Genomic DNA, 21,138 nt, shown 5'->3' with positions numbered 1-21,138 from the left:
AGCGAGACCAGTGTGTCCGAGGGTCCGCGCCGGCCGGATTTCGGACATGCTGTCTCACGTGTCCGGCAGGATCCGCTCCCGTGACTCCTCTTTCAATCGCCGTCCTCTCGCTCAGCATGTCGGCCGACGCCTTTGCCGCCTCCATCGGCCGTGGCGCGTCGCAGCGCCCCAGCGTCGCCGTCGCCCTGAAGGGCGGGCTGGTGTTCGGCGTGGTCGAGGCCATCACGCCGCTGGTCGGCTGGGCGCTCGGGCTGGCCGCCGCCAGCTATGTCGCCGCCGTCGACCATTGGATCGCCTTCCTCCTGCTGGGCGTGGTCGGCGGCAAGATGGTCTGGGAAGGCTTCCAGCCGGAAACCGACGATCCGGAGCGGCAGGCCCGGCGCGCAAGCCCGTGGACGCTGGTCGCAACGGCGGTCGGCACCAGCATCGATGCGGCGGCGGTCGGCGTCTCGCTGGCCTTTCTCGGGTCCGACATCGTCACCATCGCTCTGTCCATCGGCTTCGCCACCTTCGCGATGACCACCATCGGCATGCTGATCGGCCGGGCCGTCGGCCATCGCATGGGCAAGATCGTCGAGGTGCTCGGCGGGTTGGCTCTGATCGCGCTCGGCACCTCGATTCTGGTCGAGCATCTCGACCTGTTCGCCTGACCGGGAGCGGTGGGGAACGACGGTGAGGGGCAATGCAAGAAATGAAAATAATCCTATAAATCGGGAAAATTTCTTATAGGCTTGCCGCGTCTATTTTCCAACCGCGGAGCCTTGCCATGCCCCTCGATCCCCGCAGCTTCACCGGCGATAATTTCCCCCGCTGGGCCGAAGAGCCGCCGACCCCTGCCGAAGGCTCGCTGGTCCCCGGTTCGCAGTTCCATGAAGAGCAGTGGATCATGGCCGCCGGCATGCTGGCCCGTGGCAACAGCTTCCTCCAGGTCTCGCGCGCCATGGGGTGCAGCCGCACCACGCTGTGGCGGGCCTATTACGGCTCCAAGGATTTCCGTCACAGGGTTTGGTGGGAGCGGCAGGCGCTGAACCGCGAGGCCGAGTTGCGCCTGTCCTCGCTGCGGGTGCTGGTGGCCGAGCAGATCGAGCGGCTGGTCACCTCCGGCGACCCCGCCACCGTGCGCTGGCTGGCCGAACGGCTCGGCCTCATCCCCAGTCTCGGGACCGCCCGCACCGCCTCGCGGCATAGTCAGGATGTGGGGGGCGTGGCGGGGCCGCGGGCACCGCGCCCGGAAGACCCGCCCGCCGTCACCGTCCCCGAACTCGACGACGACAGTCCCGGCGACTTGCGCAAGCGCACTGCGGATTGCCCTCTCTCCCCCGGGGAGAGGGAGGGGACCCGCGCCGCAGGCGTGGGGAGGGTGAGGGGGCCGGCGCGCGATCCGCGCGCCGCCAAGGGGCATACTGCCCCTTGGCAATCCCCTGGCGCGGTCGTTCCGTCCGCGCTGCCCCCCTCACCCAACCCTCTCCCCAGGGGGGAGAGGGCTTATAAGCTGTCGCCTTACCCAACCGCTCTGCCGCGCCACCGGTAGATGGCGGATGGAACATCACCCGAAAGCCGTTCCACGCCGTTCCATCCCGCCGGCCAGGACGGAGACACCCACCCCCGGTCAGCCCCCGAAGTTCGGCTTTCCCGCCAGGATGTTGGAGGTCACGTGCCGGATGTCGCGCAGGCCGCACATCGCCATGGTCACGTCCATTTCCTTGCGGATGATCTCCAGGCATTGGGCCACGCCGGCCTCGCCGCCGGCCCCCAGCCCATAGAGGAAGGCGCGGCCGATGAAGGTGCCCTTGGCGCCCAGCGCCAGCGCCTTGACCACGTCCTGGCCGGAGCGGATGCCGCCGTCCATCAGCACCTCGATGCGGTCGCCGACCGCCTCGACGATGGCCGGCAAGGCGGAGATGGAGGAGATGGCGCCGTCCAGCTGCCGCCCGCCATGGTTGGAGACGATCAGCGCGTCCGCACCGCTGTCCGCCGCCATCACCGCGTCCTCCGGGTCGAGGATGCCCTTCAGGATCAGCTTGCCGCCCCAGCGGTCCTTGATGCGGCGCACGTCGTCCCAGTTCAGCGTCGGATCGAACTGCTCCGCCGTCCAGGACGACAGCGACGACAGGTTGCTGACCCCGGTGGCGTGGCCGACGATGTTGCGGAAGGTGCGGCGGTGGGTCCGCAGCATGTTGATCGACCAGCGCGGCTTGGTCGCCATGTCCAGGATGTTGCCGATTGTCAGCTTCGGCGGGGTGGACAGCCCGTTCCTGATGTCCTTGTGGCGCTGGCCGAGGATCTGCAGGTCGAGCGTCAGCACCAGCGCCGAGCAGCCCGCCGCCTTGGCCCGGTCGATCAGCTTGTCGATGAAGGCGCGGTCGCGCATGACGTAGAGCTGAAACCAGAAGGGCTTGTCGGTGTTCTCCGCCACGTCCTCGATGGAGCAGATGCTCATCGTCGACAGGGTGAAGGGCACGCCGGCCTTGGCTGCGGCGCGGGCGGCCAGGATTTCGCCGTCGGCATGCTGCATGCCGGTCAGGCCGGTCGGGGCCAGCGCCACCGGCATCGCCACCGGCTGGCCGACCATCGTGCTGGCCAGCGTCCGGTTGGTCATGTCCACCGCCACGCGCTGGCGCAGCTTGATCCGGCCGAAGTCGGACTCGTTGGCGCGGTAGGTCGACTCGGTGTAGGAGCCGGAATCCGCGTAATCGTAGAACATCCGCGGCACGCGCCATTCCGCCAGCTGCCGCAGATCCTCGATGCAGGTGACGGGCCGGTCGGTGAACAGGTTCGCCCAGCGCGACGGCGGCCGCGAGGAGGGCATGCGAACGGAGGTCATGGGGCGTGTCTCAACGGTTGCGCGCGAAACGGAAGGGCGTCGATTTGGCCACTCCGTCCGCGCACCGTCAAGCCATGGCTGCGGCGACGCCGCCCTTTTGCCTTGCTGTCCCGGCGTTCAGCGTGCCGGCTTCGACCTGGGCTTCGAGTTGGGCTTCGGTTTCGATGGCTTGGCCTTCGGCGGCGTCATCATGGCCTTGAACATCGCCGTCTGGGCCGCCGACTGGTTGCGCCGGGCGGCCGACATCGCCGCGGTGGTCCACATGCCGCTGGCGCGGTTGGCCCAGGACAGCCACGCGCTCATGAAGGGATTCTTGGTCATCGTGGAAGCGCCTCCGGAACTGGGGATACCGATAACAACAGTGCCGGGACCCCCGATGTTGCACTGCACAGTGTTGCGGCATCCACCCGCCCAAATTTTCGGCGAACCCGCCGATTCTTGGGCAGATTCGTGAAGGCCGGGCAGCCCAGTTCAGCGGAGCAAGTCCTTATCCCCGCAAGGGGAGAGGGGCTCTTTTGCGGGCATATCCCTGGCATATCCATTGCTTGTACAGGCCCAGGGGCCGGGCGACGTCGGGGGGAACAGGCTGGATGGGTATGGAGCGCGATGCCATGAAGAGTGGAACCAGCGCCGCCGCGGCGCGCTTCCTGCGCACCGCCAAGCTGTGCCGCATCCGCGATGTCGAACAGCTTCTGGCGGTCAGCGCCCTGGTGCGCGACCTCAGCGCCCTGATCCACGCCTTGCAGAAGGAACGCGGCGCCTCTTCCATCTACCTCGGCTCCGGCGGCACACGCTTCGCCGAGGACCGCGCCCGCTGGCAGGCCGACGCCAGAGCGCTGGAGTCGGTGCTGCGCGACCGGCTGGATCTGGTGGACGAGCAGCTCGACCGCCTCAGCTGCGGCGCGCAGTTCTACAGCCGGGCCGCCATCGCGCTCTATGCGCTGGACGGGCTGCCGGCCCTGCGCGATCAGGTGTCGTCGCTGGCGCTGGTGCCGCAGGATTCGGTGAAGGCCTTCACCGACATCGTCGGCCATCTGCTGTCCGTGCTGTTCGAGGCGGCCGACATCGCCGCCGATCCGGCGATCTCCCGCGCGCTGGTCGCCCTGTTCAACGTCGTGCAGGGCAAGGAATTCGCCGGGCAGGAGCGGGCGACCGCCAGCGCCGGCTTCTCGCGCGGGCGTTTCGACGGGGTGGAGCATGGCCGGCTCGCCCATCTGATCGACGCCCAGAACCGCGCCTTCCGCATCTTCGCGGAGTTCGCCGACCCCGCCCATGCCGCGGCCTTCCGCACCGCCCTGGCCGACCCGGCGGTGGCGGAGGTCGAGCGGATGCGGGCGGTGGCGCTCAGCGACGATGCCCGCCATGGCGAGCTGTCGGGCATCACGCCGGAGATCTGGTTCGACCGCTCGACCCGCCGGATGGAGCTGCTGAAGACGGTGGAAGACCGTCTGACCGACGATCTCCGCCGCCTGTGCGAGGCCAAGCTGGCCCAGGCCCGCGCCGATCTCGGACAGGCGGACGCCGGCGGTCCCGACGCGGTGCTGCCGGTCGCCATGATGCTGGTCGATGCCGTCCCTGCGCTGTCGGGATTGGCCGGGGCGGGCGTGAGCGGGCTGTCGTCGAACGGGCAGGGCCAGGACGGCGCCGGGCTCTATGCCCCCGACGGGCTGCCGCCGAAGCTGATGCGCTCGGTCCTCGACGTCATGCAGGCGCAGTCTCAGCGGCTGCGCGACGTCAGCCTGGAGCTGGAGACGGCGAAGGCGGCGCTGAACGAGCGCAAGGTGATCGACCGCGCCAAGGGCCTGCTGATGTCCACCCGCAACCTGTCGGAGGAAGAGGCCTACAAGCTGATCCGCAAGACGGCGATGAACCAGAACAAGCGGATCGTCGAGGTGGCGGAGGCGATCCTCAGCATGTCGGACATCCTCCGCGGCGTCACGGGTGGAGGAGGGGCGGCAGGGGGATAATCCGGCTACTGCACCGTGCGCACCGGCGAGAAGGGCAGCCCCGCCTGATCGAGCGCCCGGTCGATCACCTCCTCGGACTTCTGGTCGAACAGTTGCAGCAGCAGGTCGTCGACCATCCAGTCGTTGGTGGGCGTGCAGGCGGTGAACAGCTCGCCGATGACCTCCGCCTGGAAATCCTCGCGGCCTGCGTCGCCGCCCTCATACTCCATCCGCTTGACGACGCCGACCGCGACCTGGAACGGCTGGGTCAGGCCGGGGGCGACGGCCGCCTTCTTCATCAGCGCCGCCATGCCCAGCTCGCCGTCGTCCCAGGCCAGCCGGCGGGCATTCTCCGCCGGGATGCCGGCGCGGACCGCCATGCCGGCGACGAACAGGGCCAGGTCGCCGGCGCACAGCGCGCGGAACAGCAGGACCGGCGTCAGGCGGCGGTTGGTGTGCAGCCATTGGATCGCCGCGTCGATGTCCTCGGCCCCGCGCAGCACCGGGCGCAGCAAGCGCATGGTCGCCGCCTCCCGGCCGCGCTCGACCAGCCGCTCGACCAGCTCGCGCGACAGGCCGTGCGCCTGCATCAGCGTGGTGCGCATGCTGTCGGAGACGAAGGCGACCACCCGCTCGACCATCGCCAGCGACAGGCCGGGGCGGGTGGCCGCCGCCTCGCTGACCATGCGCACGCGGCCGAAGCGGTCGAGCGCGCGGCTCATCGCGCTGTCCGGCACCTCGGCGCCGTCGTTGCGCAGCAGCGCCGTCACCGCGATGACGTTGCCGCGCTCGGCAATCGCGCCGGACACGCGGGCGGAGACGGTGGAGCGGCTGGCGACCGCCACATGCTTGCCGGAATCGGGATCGGACAGCACGTCCAGCAGCAGGTCGTCGGTCAGGCCGGCGGCATCGCGCAGGATGGGGAAGGCCACCCGGCCGACGTCGCGGACCAGCCGTTCCGCCAGATCGCCGGTCAGCAGCGGGCTGTTGCGCAGCTGCCAGGCCACCGCCTCGCGCACCGCCACCTGGGCGTCGCCGGCAAAGCAATGGACCACCTCGATGGCCAGTGACCGTTCGGCCGGGCTCAGCGCCCCCGCCTCCAGATCGTGGAACAGCTTGTTCATCGTCTCGATCCGCGTTTCCGCGTTGGGCGAGACGAGCAGCCGCTCCACATCCTTCGACGACAGGCCGTTGGGGTGGGGGGCGTCTGGTTGGGCGGCGGCGTCTGGCATCATGGCACCCGGCTGCGGCATCGGAGGAGACCCTTCAGTCGAAATCGAGGCAGGAGTAGCGGACCATGTCGCCCCACAGCCGGTCGAGCCGGCGGAGCGTGCGGTAGCTGGCCTTCAGGTCGCGGACCTCGGTCTCGTTGCGCACCAGCGCCTCGGCCTGCGCCTGCTCCATCCGCCGCAGCCCCTCCCACAGCTCCCGCCCCTTGTCGGTCAGCTGGAGCCGCGCGGTGCGGCGGTCGCGCTGGTTGGCGGCGCGGTTGATGTAACCGGCATCGACCAGGATCTTCAGGCTGTAGGACGCGTTGGAGCCCAGGTAATAGCCGCGCTCCATCAGGTCGCGGACCGACAGCTCGTCCTCGCCGATCAGCATGACCATCAGCGCCTGCACCGGGCCGATGTCCTCGATGCCCTGCTTGGACAGGCCGACGCGGACGACGTCGAGATACCGGCGGTGCATCCGCTCGATCAGCCGCGCCATGCCGTGGAAGTCGGCGAGGTCGAGATCCTCGCCGGGCTTGCCGCCCGCCCGGTCCCCGGACCGGTCGGCTCCCCTGTCATCCGCTCCCGGTTCGCCTGTTCCGGGTTCGGGTGCGTCGTCATCGTCCCAGTTCAGGTTGCTCATCGCGTCCATGATCCTGCCGGCTCGATCATTGCCGTATCCTTCCTGCTCGACTCACTCCGCCGCGGCAGCAAGACCGCGGAAGCCATGCGGGTGCGCGCTGCGCCATGCCCAGGCGCTGCCGATGATGCTGTCCAGTTCCGGGAAGCGCGGCTGCCAGCCGAGGTCGCGGCGGATGCGCTCGGACGAGGCGATCAGCACCGGCAGGTCGCCGGGGCGGCGCGGTCCGACCTTCACCGGCACGCTGCGGCCGGTGATGCGCTCCACCGACGCGATCACCTCGCGCACGCTGTAGCCGGTGCCGTTGCCCAGATTGTAGCGGACCGACCGCCCGTCCAAGGCGTCCAGCACCCGCAGGTGGGCGTCGGCCAGATCGCAGACATGGATGTAGTCGCGGATGCAGGTGCCGTCGCGCGTGTCGTAATCGTCGCCGAAGATCTCGATGTGCGGACGCTTGCCGGTGGCGGCGTCCATCACCAGCGGGATCAGGTGCGTTTCCGGGCTGTGGTCCTCGCCGAGCCGGCCGTTGGGATGGGCGCCGGCCGCATTGAAGTAGCGCAGGCAGGCGGACCGCAGGCCATGGCAGCGATCCGCCCAATGCAGGGCGCGCTCGATCATGAACTTCGATTCGCCGTACGGGCTGCCGGGGTCGATCGCCTCGTCCTCGTCGATGGGGATGCGCTTGGGCGATCCGAACAGGTTGGCGGTGGAGGAGAAGACCAGCTTCATCACCGCCGCCTTCACCGCGGCGCGGATCAGGTTCAGCGAGGTGACGGTGTTGCCGTGCAGGTAGGCGTGCGGGTCGCGCATCGATTCGCCGACGACCGACAGGGCCGCGAAATGGAACACCGCATCGAAGCGCCATTGCCCGAACACGCGGGCGAGCGCCGCCTCGTCGGCCAGATCGGCCTGGACGAAGGTCGCCTCGGGCGGCACGGCGGCGGCGTGGCCCTGGCGCAGATTGTCGAACACCACGACCCGGTGGCCGCGCTCGAGAAGCTCGGTCACACAGTGGCTGCCGACATAGCCGGCGCCGCCGGTGACGAGAATGGTTTGGGACGTCGTCATGGAGTGTGGGTTTCCTTGAACCGGTTTTCGGGCCGCAACCGGAATCGGGCGGCCGGCGTGGTGGAAGGAAAACGGGGGGCGGGTTTGGGGCGGTGCAGGGGGCCGGATGGGGGGATCACGGCGCCTTGCGGAAAACTCATGCAGCGCAGCATGCACGATGTCGGCCGCGTCTGACCAGATTGCTGGAAACCCTCCCCCGAAGGGCCTAATACCTTAGGTGAAGTCTGGTTTCTGTTTTTTCTGTCAGTGACTTAGCGGTCATTTCCTACCCCTTTTTCGGATGCTGGAAAGGGGTGATGCCCGAAACTTGTCACACGTCTCTAAAATGTCTCCGGTGTAAAGCTTAAGCGTGCCAAATCCGCCGACGCTTCCCCCCCGCGTCAGGATCTGTCCCCGCATAGGCGGTCTCCCGGTCACCGGGCAGGCCGCATCCGGCATCCCCCCGGCCGGCTTCCTGTCCCGCGTCCGTCGCCGCCGGCAGCTTTTCCTGTTTTCCCCGATTTCCAGCGCCGCATCAGGTGGCGAATCCTCCTTCAGGAAGGATCGAAGATGAGTTCCGTGGATCGGCCCCTGCTGACCCAAGCCTACCGGAAGATCGGACAGGGCCTGCTGCTGGCCGGTGTCCTCAGCCTGTTCGTGAATGTCCTGATGCTGGTGCTGCCGCTCTTCACCATGCAGGTCTACGACCGGGTGATGAGCAGCCGCAGCCTGGAAACGCTGACGATGCTGGCGATCATCGCGGTGGGCGCGCTGGCGCTGTACGGCGTGCTGGACTTCATCCGCGCCCGCGCCTTCCTGGTGACCAGCGCCGTGATCGCCCACCGCTTCAACGTCCCGGCGCTGGAGGCCTCCATCGTAGACGCGCTGTCGGGTGGCCCGCGCAACGCGGCGCAGACCATGCGCGACCTGAACGACCTGCGCAGCTTCATGACCAGCAGTGCCGTGACCGCCCCGCTGGAGCTGGCCTGGGCGCCGATCTTCCTGGCGATCCTGTTCCTGCTGCATCCGGTCTATGGCGTGCTCGCCATCGTCTCCGCTCTGGTGCTGCTGGTGATGGGCGTGCTGACCGACATGCTGACCCGGCGGCCGATGGCCCAGGCGAACGAGGCCTCGGCCCGCGTCTTCGCCGACATCGCCGGCACCGTCCGCCATGCCGAAGCCATCGAGGCGATGGGCATGCTGCCGGCGCTGGCCCGGCGCTGGCAGTCGGCGCAGAGCGGGTCGGCCGGGATGATCGACCGCGGCGCCACCCTGTCGCGCGGTCTGGCCGCGGCGTCGCGCTCGCTGCGGATGATCCTGCAGGTCGGGGTGATCGCCGCCGGTGCCACGCTGGTGATCGACAATCTGGTGACGCCCGGCAGCATGATGGCCGCCGGCCTGATCACCGGCCGCCTGCTGCACCCCTTCGAACAGCTGGTGGACGGCTGGCGCCAGTGGGTGAAGGCGCTGGAGGCGCACCGCCGCATCCGCGACCTGCTGAACAACGGCGCCTCGGCCCGCTCCACCATGCCGCTTCCCCAGCCGCAGGGCGCGCTTACCGTCGACCGCGTGACCCATGTGCCGGCCGGGCTGAACCGCCCGATCCTGCGCAATGTCACCTTCGCGGTCCAGGCGGGAGAGGTGCTGGGTATCATCGGCCCGTCGGGGGCGGGAAAATCGACGCTGGCCCGCCTGCTGGTCGGCGTCTGGCAGCCCACCGCCGGCGGCATCTATCTGGACGGCACCAGCACCTATCTGTGGGAGCGTGAGAGCTTCGGCAGATATGTCGGCTACGTGCCGCAGTCGGTGGCTCTGCTGGACGGCACCATCGGCGAGAACATCTCGCGCATGGCCAGCGCCGATCCGGCGGAGATCGTCCGCGCCGCGCGGTTGGCCGGCGTGCACGAGATGATCGGCCGCTTGCCCTTCGGTTACGACACGCCGGTCGGCGACAGCGCCTTTTCCCTGTCCGGCGGCCAGCGGCAGCGCATCGCGCTGGCCCGCGCCCTGTTCGGCCGCCCGCGCCTGCTGGTGCTGGACGAGCCCAACTCCAACCTCGACCATGACGGCGAGCAGGCTCTGCTGAGTGCCGTTCAGAAGGTCAAGGCGGACGGCACGACCGTGGTGATGATCGCCCACCGTCCCTCCATCGTCGCCATCGCCGACAAGCTGGTGGTGATGAAAGACGGCGCGGTCGAGCATTTCGGCGCCCGCAACGACGTCCTGAAACTGGTGCAGCCCGGCGGCGCCTCCGCCGGCCCCAACACCACCATTGCCCGCCTTGTCCGCAGCGGAGAACAGCGATGAGCAGCGATACGCCCCTCCTGTCGTCCCAGCAGGTCTGGACCCCGACCATCGACCTCGCTCCGGTCGAGCCGTCCCTGCGCGGCACGGCGCTGGCCGGCGCGCTGGCGGTGCTGGTCGGCTTCGGCGGCTTCCTGACCTGGGGCTTCACCGCCAGCCTGGACAGCGCGGCACTCGCCGCCGGCACGGTGATGGTGGAAAGCCACCGCAAGACCGTCTCCCATCTGGAAGGCGGCATCCTGCGCGACCTGCTGGTCAAGGACGGCGACCTCGTGCGTGCCGGTCAGGTGCTGCTGCGGATGGATTCCACGCAAAGCCAAGCGGTGGTGGCCCAATTGCAGGGGCAATATTGGACCGCCCTGGCCCGGCTGGGCCGGCTGCGGGCCGAGCAATCGGACGCACCCAAGCCGCTGTTCGTCGACGAGCTGGTAAAGGCGGTGCGCGACAATCCGGTGGCGGCGGAGGCGATGGCGGTCGAGGAGCGGTTGTTCCGGTCCCGCCATGACAGCTACGAGGCGCAGCTGGGTATCCAGCGCAGGCAGATCTCCCAGCTGCGCGACGAGATCGCGGCACTCGAATCCCAGCGGATCGCCACCGCCGATCGGCTGCGCTACACCCAGGAGGAAACTCGCGTGGTGCAGGGCCTGCTGGCGAAGGGGTACGAGCGCAAGCCGCGCCTGCTAGAGCTTCAGCGCAACGTCGCCGATTCCGAAGGGCGGCTGGGCGAGCTGATGGCGAACAAGTCCAAGGCGGAACAGGCCATCGCCGCTGCCGAACTGACCATGATCAACATCGGCAACACCCGGCGGTCGGAGGTGTCGACCGACCTTCAGGCCGCCCAGGCCAGCGTCGCCGACCTGTCGGAACGGCTGCGCAGCGCCGACGATGTGCTGCTGCGTCAGGCGGTCACCGCACCGCAGGCGGGGCGGGTGACGGGGCTGAAATTCTTCACCACCGGCGGTGTGATCCCGGCCGGTGCCGGCATCCTCGACATCGTGCCGCAGGATGACGCGATGATCGTCGAGGCCCGCGTCTCCCCCCACGACGTCCAGAATGTGGAGGTCGGCAGCAAGGCGATGGTGAAGCTGACCGGCTACCGCCAGCGCGCCGTGCCGCCGGTGGCGGGGCAGGTGGTGTCGCTGTCGGCCGACCAGCTGGAGGACGAGCGCACCGGCGCCTACTATTTCGCGGCACGGATCAGCATGGATGCGGCGGAACTGAAGGCCTTGCCCAATGTCGAACTGCATCCCGGCATGCCGGCCGAGGTGATGATCCACGGCCATGCCCGCCGCGCCATCGACTATTTCCTGACGCCGTTGACCGACGGTCTTCAAAGAGCCTTTCGCGAGAAGTAAGCGGAACCGCCATCCCACCCGGCCCTCCCCCGTTCGGGCCGGTGCGGGTGGGGGCTCTTGTACGGGTTCCATCCCCTGGCAAGAGGCCCCGTGGAAGGGCCGGCGTCCCCCACGCCGGCCCTTTTGCACGCCCGCGACAGAAGCGATGCAGTTTTATTACAGTCAGTTCCGCCGATGCTTGCATAGGAGAGTACTCAGCCATTGTTTAGGTCGCTGAATGATAAAATGATTTTCTGTTCTCTTCATCGATGACTGTTTCGCCATGGCCGGCATGAGCGGCCCCGTCATCGACGGGAAATTCGCTGTGGCTTCGGGTGGATCGTCCGATTTTAAAAACCTTCTTTTAACGATTTCGACTTTTCCTGCAAATCCGGCCAGTCCACGGCGTTTTGGTGACAAAAATGCGGGTCTGACCATCAATTTTTAAAGCGGAAACTGCTTAGAAATTCGAAGCAAATCAAAATAACTGTCTTTTTGAAAATATCGACAATGCGTTCTACTGAAAGAATCCGCTGTCTAGACTCAACTTTCTCTTCCATGTGCCCGAGTTTTATCACACTATCCGCCCGATAGATTTGGTTACACCGAAAGGCGAGCTCAGCCTTTCGAGCGAGGCCTAAAGAAGGCCCAAAAATCCCAATCACATCGCAAGGAGACACCTACGATGGCTACGGTTCCTGGGGGCAGCTACGACGTGCATATTGGCACGAATCACGACGATCTGCTGGTCGGCGGCGAGGGTAACGATCTGGTGCTGGGGGGCAACGGAAGCGATACTCTGCTCGGCGGCAATGGACATGACGCTCTGTTCGGGGGGAACGGGGCGGACGTGATCCATGGCGGCGCGTCGGCGGATGTGCTGCTGGGGGGTAACGGCGACGACATCATCGATGGCGGTTCGGGCGACGACATCATCCTGGGGGGGAATGGTGACGACGTGCTGATCGGCGGTGCCGGGCGCGATCTGCTGGATGGCGGCAAGGGCGACGACGTGCTGTCGGGGGGCGACGGTGACGACGTGCTGAACGGTGGTGCCGGCGACGACACGCTGTACGGCGGCGGCCACAACGACATCCTCAATGGCGGCAAGGGCGACGACCTGCTGCGCGGCGGCACCGGCGACGACGTGCTGAATGGCGGTGACGGCGACGACACCCTGTTCGGCGACGACGGCAACGACCGCCTGGAAGGCGGCAAGGGCGACGACCTGCTGATCGGCGGTGCCGGTCACGACGTCTTCATCTTCTCCGGTGGCGGCGGCCAGGACGTGGTCCTGGACTTCAAGGCCGGCGAGGACGTGCTGCAGATCTCCCGCAACATCAACGGCCTGAAGGTGACCGACGCCGCCGATCTGGCCGCCCGCGTCACCGACCAGCATGGCGACGCCGTGATCGACCTCGGCCATGGCGACAGCATCACGCTGAAGGGTGTCTCGGCTGCGGACATCCACAACCACCCGAACGACTTCTTCGTCATCCACTGACCGGGCACTGACCTGCACTGATCGTTCACTGCGTCTTTGAGCAGTGAACGAGAAGGACGGACCGGTGGTGTCAAAACCGCCGCCGGTCCCCCTTTGCCCGCAGTCAGCCGATTTCGACTTTCAAACCCACCGACGCTGCCGGAATCCCATCCATGACCGTCATCGCCGTTCTGCCGAATTCGGTGTCGATTGCCCCCGCCCAACGTCTGGCGCTGGGTCCCCACTTCCTCCTCGTCTCCTGGACGATGGATGGAAAGGCGGACGGCGCGGCCGATGCCGTCGGCCCGATCACGCCGAGCGTCGACGGGGAGCCGGTGCGTCCGCCCTTCACCACGCTGACCATCGACACCGGTTGGGGCGGACGGCGTGTTTTGTCGATCCTGCCGGCACCGCGCGATCCGCGCATGCCCATCCATTTCATCGCCAGAAACCGCGTGATCGCCGAGCTTCGCACGGAGTGCGGTGCCGCCGATCTCGATCCCGCCGGCTTGTTGGGCAGCCTGGACGGTGCCGCCCGGCTGCGGGTGCTGCGCTTCCTGTTCGATTTCGCCTGCTCCACCCCGGCGCTTCGCCGTGATGGGGCCTTTGCCGGGCTGTGCCGCCGGCTGGTTCTGGACCGTGCGGTGGAGCCGGCAATGCTGGCGGTCCGCGCCACGGCGGGCGGTGACCTTCTTCTCTGTGCCGGTGCGCTGTCCGGTCGCTTCGGCGCTATCAGCGGTCTGGTGGTGCTGTCGTCGAACGCAGTGGCGCGGGCACCCTTCGATGCCTGCATCGGACCCGACCCGGCCGGCAAGGGACGCATCGCCTTCGACCTGCTGATCGACCGCGGTCTGTGCGTGCCGGGAAATCTGCTGGTGGTGCTGGGCGCCAACGGCGTCGCCTGTCGCCGCTTTCCCGCGGAACCCGCCGGCCTGCCGACCCTGACCGACCGGCTGAATGCCCGTCCCGACACACCGGCCGCGCTGCGCCACTATCTGCTGACCTGCCTCGCCCAGCGCGGCCGCAGCGATGCGTCCGCCGCCTCGGCGGTCAGCGAGTTGCAGGCGCTGGCCCCTCTGCCGCGCCGGCAGGCCGCCGATGCCAAGCGGCCCATCGGCGCCTCGCTCGACCTCGCGGTTCCCACGGCCGATGGCGGACTGTTCCTCGCCGGCTGGCTGTACGACCCGCACGGGCTGGCGGCGGAGCTGGTGGTGCGCACGCCCTTCGGCGGCGAACGCCGGGTCGAGCGGTTCGCCCACCGTTTCCCGCGCGAGGACGTGGCAAAGCTCTACGGCACCTCTGGCCCGGGCGGCATCGACCGCAGCGGTTTCGTCCTGCATCTTCCCGGCAATCCCGAACCGGCGGAAGCGCTTCAGGTGACGGCGGAGCTTCGGCTGGCCTCGGGCGGGGCGCTGCGTCTGGTTCCGCCGCCGCGTCCACGTGCCCATGCCGATGCCCGCGCCGCCGTGCTGGGCAGCCTGCCGCCGCGCTTCGCCACGCCGGAGCTGCTGGAGACCGTCATCGGTCCGGCCGTCGCCCCGCTGCATGCCGCCCATCTCGCCACCCGCGGCGAGCCGGAACTGGTCGTCTATGGCGAGCGCAAGGCCAAGCCCGCGGTGTCGGTCATCATCCCGCTGTACCGCACGCTGGAGTTCCTGCGCTTCCAGATCGCCTGCTTCGCCACCGACCCGACGATGGCCGGTGCCGAACTGGTCTTCGTGCTCGACAGTCCGGAGCAGCGCGACGAAGTGGTGCATCTGCTGCGCGGCTTCCACGGGCTCTATGGCCTGCCGATGCTGCTGCTGGTGCAAAGCGCCAATTACGGCTATTCCGCCGCCAACAATGCCGGCGTCGCCGTTGCCCGAGCCAACCGCCTGCTGCTCCTCAATTCCGACGTGGTGCCCGACCGCGCCGGCTGGCTGCCGCAACTGGTCGCGGCGCTGGAGGAGCGCCCCGGCATCGGTGCCGTGGGGCCGAAGCTGCTGTTCGACGACGACAGCCTCCAGCATGCCGGGCTCTATTTCGACCGCGACCTGCAAGGCGCCTGGTACAATCATCACTATTTCAAAGGCCTGCCGCGCGACTTCGCCGCCGCCTGCCGGCCGCGGTCGGTGCCCGGCGTCACCGGCGCCTGCCTGCTGACCACGCGGGCCGCCTACAGCGCCGCGGGCGGCTTTTGCGAAGACTACATCATCGGCGACTTCGAGGATTCGGACCTCTGCCTGCGCATCCGCGACCAGGGGCTCGACATCCGCTATGCCCCGTCGGTGGAACTGTACCATCTGGAGCGCCGCTCCATCGGCCGGCACCAGGGCTACACCCGCGGAGTCGCCTCCGAATACAACCGCTGGCTCCATGGCCGCCGCTGGGCCGACCGCATGGCCGAACTGATGGCGTGCGACTGGTGTGCCGACGACGAGGCGCAGCCGTCCCGGAGCAGCCGGACCCGCAAGACAGCACAGGTGACCCGATGAATGCGATCGTGCCGACCCCGCAGCTTGCCGTGCTGCGCCGCCAGACCGATCCGCGGCTGGAGTGGCTCTGCGCCCAGATCGCGCGCAACCGCTTCCTGCCGGTGCCGCCGCCCGAGCTGCATTTCATCGGCGACGGCGACTTCCGCGCCATCGGTGCGGAGTTCCTGCGCCATTTCGTCCGTCTCGGCGGCCTGCGTCCCGACCACAAGGTGCTGGAGATCGGCTGCGGTGTCGGCCGCATGGCGCTGCCGCTGACCCAGTATCTGGATGGGTCCTACGATGGGATCGACATCGTGCTGGACGGCATCCGCTGGTGCGCCTCGACCATCACGCCGGCCTATCCGGAGTTCCGCTTCCACCATCTCGACGTCGCCAACGGCCTCTACAATCCCAATGGCCGGATCGAGGGAGAAACGGCGACGCTGCCCTTCAAGGCCGGTACTTACGACTTCGTCATCCTGACCTCCGTCATCACCCATCTGCGCACCGCCGATACCGAGCGCTACGCGGCGGAGATCGCGCGGGTGCTGAAGCCGGGCGGACGCTGCTTCCTCAGCCTGTTCCTGGCCGACGCCACCGCGCGCGCCGGCATCGCCAAGGGAACTGCCCGCCCGCCGTTCCGCGATGCGCCCGGCGTGGAACTGCTGGCAGACCCGGAGCATCCCAACGCCGCCGTCGCCTATGACGAGGAGTTCCTGCTCGGCCGCTTCGCCGCCCATGGCCTGCGTCCCGCCCGCGTCGTCATGCGCGGCCACTGGAGCGGCCAGCGTGAGGCCGAGAATTTCCAGGACCTGCTGGTGCTCGAGAAGGGGACCGCGCCATGAGCCGGCGCCGCCTTCCGCTGATCCCCGCCAATCAGGCCGCCCGTCCCGCTCCGCGCCAGCCGGCGCGGCCGCTGGTGGCCGCCCGGCCGCCGCGGGTGCTGCTGATCGCGCACAACCACCCGAGCCTGCATCCCGGCGGCACCGAGATCTTCGCGCATGAGCTGTTCGGCGGACTGAAGGCGGCCGGTGCCGAGTGCCTGTTCCTGGCCTGCACCAACGACGTCCACCGCGCCCCGCGCCCCGGCACCGGTTTCCAGACGCTGGGCCGCAGTGCCGACGAGGTGCTGCTGTGGGCCGGCCATTTCGACCATTTCCATCAGAGCCAAATCGACCTGCACGGGCTGGTTCCCGACCTGTCCAACCTGCTGCGCGCCTTCCGGCCGGACATCGTGCATGTGCACCACACGCTGCTGCTGGGCGTGGAGATGCTGTTCCTGATCCGCCGCGTCTGCCCGGATGCGAAGATCGTCTACACGCTGCACGACTATTATCCAATCTGCGCCAATGACGGGCAGATGGTGACCCCGCCGCGCGGCGAAGGCGGGACGCGCACGCTCTGCACCAAGGCGTCGCCGGACGCCTGCCACCGCTGCTTCCCCGACCGTCCGGCCGACCAGTTCCTGCTGCGCGAGAAGCACATCAAGGCGATGTTCGGGCTGGTCGACCGCTTCCTGGCGCCCAGCCGTTTCCTGCGCGACCGCTATGTCGCCTGGGGCCTCGACCCGGCACGGATCGAGGTGATGGCCAACAGCCGTCCGTCCGTCGAGCCGGCCCCGTCGCGCGACCTCGCTCCCGGCGCGGCGCGCGACGCCTTCGCCTATTTCGGCAACCTCAACCCGTTCAAGGGTGTCACCGTTGCGCTCGACGCCGTCGCCCGCATGGCGCGCCAGGGGCTTTCCCCGTCGCTGGCCGTGCATGGCGGCAGCCTGTACCAGACGCCGGAGTTCCGCCAGCGGGTGGCCGACGGCTTCGACGCGGCGCGCGGGCTCGCCACCGCCCATGGTCCCTACCGGCCGCAGGAGATGCCGGCGCTGATGGCCGCCGCCGACTGGGTGGTGATGCCGTCGATCTGGTGGGAGAACGCGCCCCTGGTGATCCAGGAGGCCTTCCAGCACCGCCGCCCGGTCATCGTCAGCGGCATCGGCGGCATGGCGGAAGCGGTGCGCGACGGTGTCGACGGCCTGCATGTCCGCCCCAACGACCCCGCCGATCTCGCCCGCGTCATGACCCGCGCCCTGACCGAACCCGGACTGTGGGAGCGGCTGTCGGCCAACATTCCCGCCGTCCGACCGACGGAGGAGGCCGCGTCGCTCCACCTCGCGCTTTACGGCGAACTTCTGTCGCCGGCGCCCGCCGCTCTTATCCAGGGGAATCGCACCCGATGAAGGACCGCAGCACCAAGGCCGACATCACCGCCGCCGTCCTGCTGGACGAGGACACGCTGATGCTGTTCGGCGCTATCGACCAGCCCCTGCCGGCCGACAGCGTGGTAATGCTGGATGGCATGATCGACGGGCGCTTCCGCGGCGGTTGCTGGACCGACGGGGCAGGGGAGCGCTGGTTCCTGGGCGCCATCCGCGTTGCCGGGCTGGCCCATATGCGCCCATCCCGCATCGAGATCGAGGATGCCCAAGGCAAGCACCTGCTGCTGCCCCGCCTGTCGAATGTCCGCACCAACCCCGCCCATCTGGTCGCCGCCTTGCGCGAGGTGCAGCCGCAGTCGCTGGACATCGCATTGGATGTCGCCGTGACCCTGCTGTCCGGACCCGGGATGGGCGAGGGCGAGCCGGGGGAGGGCCACCGCCGCACCCGCCTGCTGTCCGGTCTGGCGCAGGAGGCCTCCCGCCCCGACGGCTTCGCCGAGGTTCTGGGCCGTTTCCGCGATGGCGCGCTGATGGTGCAGGGCTGGTCGCACGGCTTCCCGGCCGGTGCCTCTCATGTGTTGCCCCCTGTGCTGGTCGAGGCGGAGGAGGTTCGGCCCCACGCCATCGCCGCCGCCCCCTTCCACCGTCCGGACCTGCCCGACGATGCCGCCGGTCTGCTGACGGTTCTGGAAGGCCCGGTCGCCGCTCCCGACACCATCCGCCGCATCCATTTCCGCGCTGCCGACGGCTGGCGCCATCTCGCCATTTTTGAACACCGGCAGCTTCTGGCCGACGGCGTCGCCTCCGCCCATGCCCGCGACATGCTGGGCCAGTTGCAGGGCGACGCCCCCCGCCGCGGCATCGCCGCCGCCATCGCCGCCCGCTACAACGGTGTGGAGACGGTGTCGCAGATCCAGGCCCCCGTGCGCATGGGGCTGGACATGGCGGTGCGCGTGCCGGGCGCCGGGCTGTTCGTCTGCGGCTGGCTGCTCGACCCCACCCAGGCGGTCCGGGCGGTGACGGTGAAGGGCGGCGGCATGACGGCGCGGCTGGACGCCGACTGGTCGCGGCTGGCCCGCAAGGACGTGTCCGATGCCTTCGCCCATGATCCGTTGTTCGCCGGGCGGCTGCTGCCGGGCAACGACGGCCATGGCTTCACCGCCTTCGCCCGCGAGCCCGCCGGCATCGCCGCCGATGCCGAGTTCCATCTGGAACTGACGCTCGCCGACGGCATCGCCTTCCTGCCGCTGCCCTGCCAGCCGCCGACCGGCGATTCGCTGCGCCGCATGCTGGGCGCGGTCAATCCCGACAGCCCCTCCATCGACCGCGTTGTCTCCACCCATCTCGGGCCGATGCTGCGCACCGCGGCCTCCGCGAAGACGGCGCCGTCCTCCATCCTGCATCCGATGGGCCGCGTGCTGAAGACGCCGCGGGTGTCGGTGATCCTGCCGGTCTGTGACGGGCGCGAGGATGTCGACCTGAACATCGCCCGGATGGCGAACGACTCCGACTTTGCCGAGGCTGAGATCCTGGTCGTCGCCGGTGCCGGCACCCATGAGCGGCTGGCCGGCATGGTCCGGCAGGCCGCCGGCTTCTATCGGCTGGCGGTCGGCTTCGTGGCCGCTCCCACCGCCGCCGACCCGTTCGAGGCGATGGCGGCATCCCTGCCGCATGCAAGAGCCGAGCGTGTCCTGCTGCTGTCGCCATCGGTGCTGCCGACCGAACGCGGCTGGCTCTCTGCGCTGGAACGCGCGATCCGCAAGCCGAATGCCGTGGGGTCCGCCGCGCTGGCCCCGGTGATGGTCAGCCCGACCCTGCTGTATGAGGACCACTCCGTCCGCTTCGCCGGCATCGTCGCGGTGGAAGGTCCGGGCGGTGCGGTCACCTACGAGCGCCGCTTCGCCGGTTACCCGCGCGACTGGCTGAAGGATCAGGAGGCGTCCGCGGTCGATGCCGCCTCCGCCGACTGCGCGCTGCTGCCGCGCGAGCTTCTGATGCGTGCGATGGCCGACGGCGGCCGCTACCTCGGGCTGGAGCCGAAGGGGCTGGACCTGTGCCTGCGGGTGCGGGCGGCTGGCGGCTCCTGCCTGTGGCTGCCGAAGGTTCGGCTGGTGGCGGTCGACGAACAGTCCCGCAATGCCCGCGACCCCAGGCTGGAGCGCATGAGCGCCCTGGTCGACGACTGGAGCTTCGCCGAGCGCTGGAAGGCGTCGATTGCCGCCTAGCGCCTTGCCTCCACCCGGTTTTCACCCCCTCCGCTTAGGACAGACGGTCACCCGATGAGCAAGACCAAGCGCGCGCTGATCATCAGCCATGGCCACCCCTCCTTCTCGCTGGGCGGGGGTGAGGTCGCCTCCTACAACCTGCACAACGGCCTGCACGACCTGCCGGGCTGGGAAAGCCACTATCTGGCCCGCGTGGCGCCGCCCATCGCCCAGCATCGCGGCTCCGCCCTGATGGCGCTTCGCCAGAAGGAGCGGGAGGTGCTGTATTACGCCAACGACTACGACCATTTCCGCCTGTCCAACCGCAACCTGCCGGGACTGGAGAAGGACTTCGTCCGCTATGTCCGCGACCTGCAGCCGGACGTGGTGAACTTCCATCATTTCCTGGGGCTGGGGATCGAGACGATCCAGGCGGTGCGCCAGGCCCTGCCGCGCGTCCCCATCGTGGTGACGCTGCATGAATACCTGTCGATCTGCCATCACCACGGCCAGATGGTGAAGACCAGCCGCAACGCGCTGTGCTACCGTTCCAGCCCGGCCGACTGCGCCGGCTGCTTCCCGCACATCGGCGAGGCGGAGTTCTTCAAGCGCGAGCTGTTCCTGAAGACCTTCCTGGAGCAGGCGGACTTCTACATCAGCCCGTCGAACTTCCTGATCGACCGCTATGTCGACTGGGGGCTGCCGCGCGAGAAGTTCCGCATGATCGAGAACGGCCTGACCATCGAGGGCATCGCCCCGCCGCGCCCGGTCACCCGCGGCGGCAAGCGCAACCGCTTCGCCTTCTTCGGCCAGCTGACCGAGTTCAAGGGCGCGCACCTGCTGGTGGAGGCGGTGTCGCGCCTCTCCGACAAGGCCTGGGGCGAGGACGGCGCACTGATGATCTTCGGCGGCAATCTGGAACGCCAGCCCGAGGCCTATCAGAAGCGCTTCAACGATGCGGTGGAGAAGGCCGGCGACCGGGTGCGCTTCTACGGCAGCTACCGCTCGGCCGAACTGCCCGGCCTGATGAAGGACGTCGACTGGATGATCATTCCGTCGATCTGGTGGGAGAATTCCCCCGTCGTCATTCAGGAGGCTTTCCTGCATGGCCGCCCGATCATCGCCAGCAACATCGGCGGCATGGCGGAGAAGGTGACCCACGGCGTCGACGGCCTGCATTTCCGCAACGGCAGTGTCGAGGATCTGGTGGACCGCATGACGGAGGCGCTGACCACGCCCGACCTGTGGGACCGCCTGCGCCTGCGCATCCGCCGCCCCATCGACCGCGCCGAGTGCGCCCGCCAGCATTCGGAGGTGTTCGACGCCCTGCTCGCCGCCGGCGGTGCCGCACCCTCCATGCTGGAACGGGCAGTGGCTCAGCGGTCTTAAGAAAAACGAGATGGTCTGTGATATTTTCGGAAGTGTGAAATATTTCTATCGGATAACCTCTGAATAAATTGCTATAATTGGAATGAAAGTCACG

The 21,138-nt window shown here is 68.5% G+C and carries 17 protein-coding genes; 12 read left to right on the top strand and 5 right to left on the bottom strand.

From position 1 onward, the window contains the following. Nucleotides 1-80: 80 nt before the first annotated feature. On the top strand, nt 81-650 hold the full coding sequence (locus ABNQ39_RS19940; RefSeq protein WP_376959984.1) for a manganese efflux pump MntP: 570 nt from the start codon (nt 81-83) through the stop codon (nt 648-650). 116 nt (nt 651-766) lie between these two features. After that, nucleotides 767-1,531: a hypothetical protein gene (locus ABNQ39_RS19935; protein WP_376959983.1), complete on the top strand. Its 765-nt coding sequence runs from the start codon at nt 767-769 to the stop codon at nt 1,529-1,531. A gap of 78 nt (nt 1,532-1,609) precedes the next feature. Here the strand turns inward: ABNQ39_RS19935 and ABNQ39_RS19930 are convergent, their stop codons facing one another. Both ABNQ39_RS19930 and ABNQ39_RS19925 read right to left on the bottom strand, forming a co-directional pair. Further along, entirely contained in the window at nt 1,610-2,824 is a 1,215-nt protein-coding gene (locus ABNQ39_RS19930) for an alpha-hydroxy acid oxidase (RefSeq protein WP_376959982.1), read from the bottom strand. Between the two features lie 117 nt (nt 2,825-2,941). Beyond that, a complete protein-coding gene (locus ABNQ39_RS19925) occupies nt 2,942-3,145 on the bottom strand; it encodes a hypothetical protein (protein WP_376959981.1) in 204 nt (67 codons plus the stop codon). Between the two features lie 290 nt (nt 3,146-3,435). On the opposite strand from ABNQ39_RS19925, the gene ABNQ39_RS19920 reads away from it, so the two are divergent. Beyond that, a complete protein-coding gene (locus tag ABNQ39_RS19920) occupies nt 3,436-4,791 on the top strand; it encodes a nitrate- and nitrite sensing domain-containing protein (RefSeq protein ID WP_376959980.1) in 1,356 nt (451 codons plus the stop codon). A 5-nt stretch (nt 4,792-4,796) separates the two neighbouring features. On the opposite strand, the gene ABNQ39_RS19915 is transcribed toward ABNQ39_RS19920, so the two are convergent. The 3 genes from ABNQ39_RS19915 to galE are packed head-to-tail and all read right to left on the bottom strand — an operon-like array spanning nt 4,797 to nt 7,689. After that, nucleotides 4,797-6,005 carry a DUF2336 domain-containing protein gene (locus ABNQ39_RS19915; protein WP_376959979.1) on the bottom strand — a complete coding sequence of 403 codons (1,209 nt, stop codon included), beginning with the start codon at nt 6,003-6,005 and terminating at the stop codon, nt 4,797-4,799. A gap of 31 nt (nt 6,006-6,036) precedes the next feature. Then, nucleotides 6,037-6,624, bottom strand: a complete 588-nt coding sequence (locus ABNQ39_RS19910; protein ID WP_376959978.1) for a winged helix DNA-binding protein — start codon at nt 6,622-6,624, stop codon at nt 6,037-6,039. 51 nt (nt 6,625-6,675) lie between these two features. After that, nucleotides 6,676-7,689 (bottom strand): UDP-glucose 4-epimerase GalE, encoded by a 1,014-nt coding sequence (gene galE / locus ABNQ39_RS19905; protein WP_376959977.1) that lies wholly within the window; start codon nt 7,687-7,689, stop codon nt 6,676-6,678. 549 nt (nt 7,690-8,238) lie between these two features. On the opposite strand from galE, the gene ABNQ39_RS19900 reads away from it, so the two are divergent. From ABNQ39_RS19900 to ABNQ39_RS19860, 9 genes are all read left to right on the top strand, one after another. Further along, nucleotides 8,239-9,975 (top strand): type I secretion system permease/ATPase, encoded by a 1,737-nt coding sequence (locus tag ABNQ39_RS19900; RefSeq protein ID WP_376959976.1) that lies wholly within the window; start codon nt 8,239-8,241, stop codon nt 9,973-9,975. After that, complete coding sequence (locus ABNQ39_RS19895) at nt 9,972-11,327, top strand: HlyD family type I secretion periplasmic adaptor subunit (RefSeq protein ID WP_376959975.1); 1,356 nt, start codon at nt 9,972-9,974, stop codon at nt 11,325-11,327. Before ABNQ39_RS19900 ends, ABNQ39_RS19895 begins: the two co-directional genes overlap by 4 nt. 262 nt (nt 11,328-11,589) lie before the next feature. Beyond that, the gene (locus ABNQ39_RS19890) at nt 11,590-11,754 is read left to right on the top strand and encodes a hypothetical protein (protein ID WP_376959974.1); all 165 of its coding nucleotides are present in this window, start codon (nt 11,590-11,592) and stop codon (nt 11,752-11,754) included. A 237-nt stretch (nt 11,755-11,991) separates the two neighbouring features. After that, the gene (locus tag ABNQ39_RS19885; protein WP_098737762.1) at nt 11,992-12,810 is read left to right on the top strand and encodes a calcium-binding protein; all 819 of its coding nucleotides are present in this window, start codon (nt 11,992-11,994) and stop codon (nt 12,808-12,810) included. Between the two features lie 152 nt (nt 12,811-12,962). After that, nucleotides 12,963-15,263: a glycosyltransferase gene (locus ABNQ39_RS19880; protein ID WP_376959973.1), complete on the top strand. Its 2,301-nt coding sequence runs from the start codon at nt 12,963-12,965 to the stop codon at nt 15,261-15,263. Continuing rightward, the gene (locus ABNQ39_RS19875) at nt 15,260-16,087 is read left to right on the top strand and encodes a class I SAM-dependent methyltransferase (protein WP_376959972.1); all 828 of its coding nucleotides are present in this window, start codon (nt 15,260-15,262) and stop codon (nt 16,085-16,087) included. Before ABNQ39_RS19880 ends, ABNQ39_RS19875 begins: the two co-directional genes overlap by 4 nt. Continuing rightward, complete coding sequence (locus ABNQ39_RS19870) at nt 16,084-17,472, top strand: glycosyltransferase family 4 protein (protein WP_376959971.1); 1,389 nt, start codon at nt 16,084-16,086, stop codon at nt 17,470-17,472. Before ABNQ39_RS19875 ends, ABNQ39_RS19870 begins: the two co-directional genes overlap by 4 nt. Further along, entirely contained in the window at nt 17,469-19,676 is a 2,208-nt protein-coding gene (locus ABNQ39_RS19865) for a hypothetical protein (protein WP_376959970.1), read from the top strand. The genes ABNQ39_RS19870 and ABNQ39_RS19865 overlap by 4 nt, the downstream gene beginning before the upstream one ends. Nucleotides 19,677-19,730: 54 nt before the next feature. Continuing rightward, nucleotides 19,731-21,044, top strand: a complete 1,314-nt coding sequence (locus tag ABNQ39_RS19860; RefSeq protein ID WP_376959969.1) for a glycosyltransferase family 4 protein — start codon at nt 19,731-19,733, stop codon at nt 21,042-21,044. The last annotated feature ends 94 nt before the right edge of the window (nt 21,045-21,138 follow it).

Source organism: Azospirillum sp. A26, from assembly GCF_042604635.1.
In the GTDB taxonomy this organism is placed as follows: domain Bacteria; phylum Pseudomonadota; class Alphaproteobacteria; order Azospirillales; family Azospirillaceae; genus Azospirillum; species Azospirillum palustre.
The sequence above is the reverse complement of the archived record's forward strand: the minus strand, read 5'-3'. Positions and strand labels throughout refer to the sequence as shown.

What these genes read in the sequence shown, in the direction of transcription:
- ABNQ39_RS19860 (WP_376959969.1), top strand. Translation starts at nt 19,731, where the DNA reads ATGAGCAAGACCAAGCGCGCGCTGATCATCAGCCATGGCCACCCCTCC.
- ABNQ39_RS19920 (WP_376959980.1), top strand. Translation starts at nt 3,436, where the DNA reads ATGAAGAGTGGAACCAGCGCCGCCGCGGCGCGCTTCCTGCGCACCGCC.
- ABNQ39_RS19925 (WP_376959981.1), bottom strand. Translation starts at nt 3,145, where the DNA reads ATGACCAAGAATCCCTTCATGAGCGCGTGGCTGTCCTGGGCCAACCGC.
- ABNQ39_RS19915 (WP_376959979.1), bottom strand. Translation starts at nt 6,005, where the DNA reads ATGATGCCAGACGCCGCCGCCCAACCAGACGCCCCCCACCCCAACGGC.
- ABNQ39_RS19870 (WP_376959971.1), top strand. Translation starts at nt 16,084, where the DNA reads ATGAGCCGGCGCCGCCTTCCGCTGATCCCCGCCAATCAGGCCGCCCGT.
- ABNQ39_RS19900 (WP_376959976.1), top strand. Translation starts at nt 8,239, where the DNA reads ATGAGTTCCGTGGATCGGCCCCTGCTGACCCAAGCCTACCGGAAGATC.
- ABNQ39_RS19865 (WP_376959970.1), top strand. Translation starts at nt 17,469, where the DNA reads ATGAAGGACCGCAGCACCAAGGCCGACATCACCGCCGCCGTCCTGCTG.
- ABNQ39_RS19910 (WP_376959978.1), bottom strand. Translation starts at nt 6,624, where the DNA reads ATGAGCAACCTGAACTGGGACGATGACGACGCACCCGAACCCGGAACA.
- ABNQ39_RS19895 (WP_376959975.1), top strand. Translation starts at nt 9,972, where the DNA reads ATGAGCAGCGATACGCCCCTCCTGTCGTCCCAGCAGGTCTGGACCCCG.
- ABNQ39_RS19890 (WP_376959974.1), top strand. Translation starts at nt 11,590, where the DNA reads ATGGCCGGCATGAGCGGCCCCGTCATCGACGGGAAATTCGCTGTGGCT.
- galE (WP_376959977.1), bottom strand. Translation starts at nt 7,689, where the DNA reads ATGACGACGTCCCAAACCATTCTCGTCACCGGCGGCGCCGGCTATGTC.
- ABNQ39_RS19930 (WP_376959982.1), bottom strand. Translation starts at nt 2,824, where the DNA reads ATGACCTCCGTTCGCATGCCCTCCTCGCGGCCGCCGTCGCGCTGGGCG.
- ABNQ39_RS19935 (WP_376959983.1), top strand. Translation starts at nt 767, where the DNA reads ATGCCCCTCGATCCCCGCAGCTTCACCGGCGATAATTTCCCCCGCTGG.
- ABNQ39_RS19885 (WP_098737762.1), top strand. Translation starts at nt 11,992, where the DNA reads ATGGCTACGGTTCCTGGGGGCAGCTACGACGTGCATATTGGCACGAAT.
- ABNQ39_RS19880 (WP_376959973.1), top strand. Translation starts at nt 12,963, where the DNA reads ATGACCGTCATCGCCGTTCTGCCGAATTCGGTGTCGATTGCCCCCGCC.
- ABNQ39_RS19875 (WP_376959972.1), top strand. Translation starts at nt 15,260, where the DNA reads ATGAATGCGATCGTGCCGACCCCGCAGCTTGCCGTGCTGCGCCGCCAG.